2 protein-coding genes are annotated in these 2,060 nt (G+C 63.5%); both read left to right on the forward strand.

Annotated elements, in window-relative coordinates:
* The first annotated feature begins 28 nt into the window (after positions 1-28).
* On the forward strand, positions 29-817 hold the full coding sequence (locus AiwAL_RS20030) for an IS5 family transposase (protein ID WP_262313476.1): 789 nt from the start codon (positions 29-31) through the stop codon (positions 815-817).
* Positions 818-908: 91 nt separating this feature from the next.
* A partial coding sequence (locus AiwAL_RS20035; RefSeq protein ID WP_262313475.1) for an IS110 family transposase occupies positions 909-2,060 on the forward strand: 1,152 nt, incomplete at its 3' end.

Genomic DNA, 2,060 nt, shown 5'->3' on the forward strand with positions numbered 1-2,060 from the left:
CCCGCGCAGCGAAAAGGTCAGGGACCGCATCTTCAACGAAGCCGAGCAGGCCGCGGCGGAAGAAAGGGCCGAGGCCGACGATACGGCCGTGCCGGACACGGGGCTGCCGCAAGGCGATAAGCCCGAGCCTGGCAAGCGCATGATCATGAACGCAATCCTGTTCATGCTGACTACCGGCTGCCAATGGCGGCAAATTCCACGGGAATTCGCGCCGTTCACCACGATCCAGAGCTATTTTTATCGCTTCTCGCGCGATGGTACGCTTGAGCGGATCAACCACGCGCTGGTCATGATGGCGCGCGAACAGGCCGGCCGCGAACCCACCCCGACCGCCGGCGTGATCGATAGCCAGTCGGTCAAAACCACCGAGGCCGGCGGGCCGCGCGGGTTCGATGCCGGCAAGAAGATCAACGGTCGCAAGCGTCACATCATCACCGATACGCTCGGCCATCTAGTCGGGCTCGATATTCATGCCGCCGATATCCAGGATCGCGATGGCGCCGTGCGGGTGATCAAGACCATCCGCTCGCTCTATCCGTGGCTGCGCCATCTCTTCGCTGATGGTGGCTATGCCGGCCCGAAACTGAAAGAGCACCTTGAAACGATTGGAACCTGGACGCTCCAGATCGTCAAACGATCAGATGCTACCAAGGGCTTTGTGCTCTTGCCTCGGCGCTGGGTCGTTGAACGAACCCTGGCATGGCTCGGCCGATGCCGCCGTCTCGCCAAGGATTTCGAGGCAACCATCCAGAGCGCAGCCGCATGGGTATTCCTCGCTCATATCCGACGGCTCACTCGGAAAATCGCGCGCCGATGATAGACCTGCTGTCATTCAGAGATCCTATGGGGATGAGCGCAGTGCGGCCATACCGGGCTACGCGGGGGGTTCACCTCTGGAAGGATTCAACATGTTTGCCGAGAAGGAAGTCGCTGCCCCAGCTCCGTCCATCAATACCGATCCGATCTTCGTCGCGATCGAGATGAGCCGGTCGAAGTGGGTCGTGGGTACTCACATTCCCACGTCGAGCAAGGTGGGCATTCATACCGTCGAATGGGGCGACGCGGCCGCCTTGCTGGCTCTCGTCGAGCGGCTTCGATCTCGTGCCGCTGACGTCGTCGGCATCGCGGACGTGCCGGTCCTGTGCTGTTACGAAGCCGGGTACGAAGGCTTCTGGCTTTACCGCCGGCTCGCCGCCGCCGGGCTCCGTGTCTTGGTGATCGACCCTTCCAGCCTGCTGGTCAACCGACGCGCCAAGCGCGCGAAGACGGATCGGATCGACGCGAAGGCGATGATCCGTGCGCTGATGGCCTACAACAGGGGCGAGGACCAGGTGCTCAGCGCCGTCAACGTTCCTAGTGTGGAGCAGGAGGACCACCGTCGGCTCGTACGGGAACGACAGAGCTTGGTTTACGACTGCACCGCGCATACCAACCGCATTCGGGGACTCCTGCTGACACAAGGGATCGTCGGCTTCGACCCGCGCGCCAGCGGCGCTGAGCGGCAGCTCGACGAACTTGTCACCGGTGATGGTCGCTCGCTCGGACCGCGGCTGAAAGACGAGATGCGACGCGAGATCGGCCGCCTTCGTGTTGTCCTCGAGCAGCTGAAGGACGTGAGTGCGGAGCGCGACGCCATCGCTCTCGGGAAGACGATCGAGACCCCGCACCGCGATCAGGGCTCGGCCGATGCCGATGCTGCGATGATCGCGTCGCTCGCCCGGATCAAAGGCGTCGGCCCGAACGACGCATCGGTGCTCGTGCGCGAGGCCTTCTGGCGCAAGTTCAACAACCGACGTGAGCTTGCCGCATGGAGCGGACTGGCGCCGATGCCCTGGGCGAGCGGAACAGTCAGCCGGGACCAGGGAATTGCAAAGACCGGTCCCGCCATCTTCCGCTCGCACATGCTGCAGATCGCCTGGCGCTGGCTTCATCATCAGCCGCAAAGCAGGCTGTCCCAGTGGTTCAACGAGCGGACGAACGGCGCGGCCGGTCGAGTCCGGCGGGTCATGATCGTGGCGCTCGCACGCAAGCTCCTCGTTGCGCTCTGGCGTTATGCGACG

The organism is Acidiphilium sp. AL, assembly GCF_025499445.1.
GTDB lineage: Bacteria > Pseudomonadota > Alphaproteobacteria > Acetobacterales > Acetobacteraceae > Acidiphilium > Acidiphilium iwatense.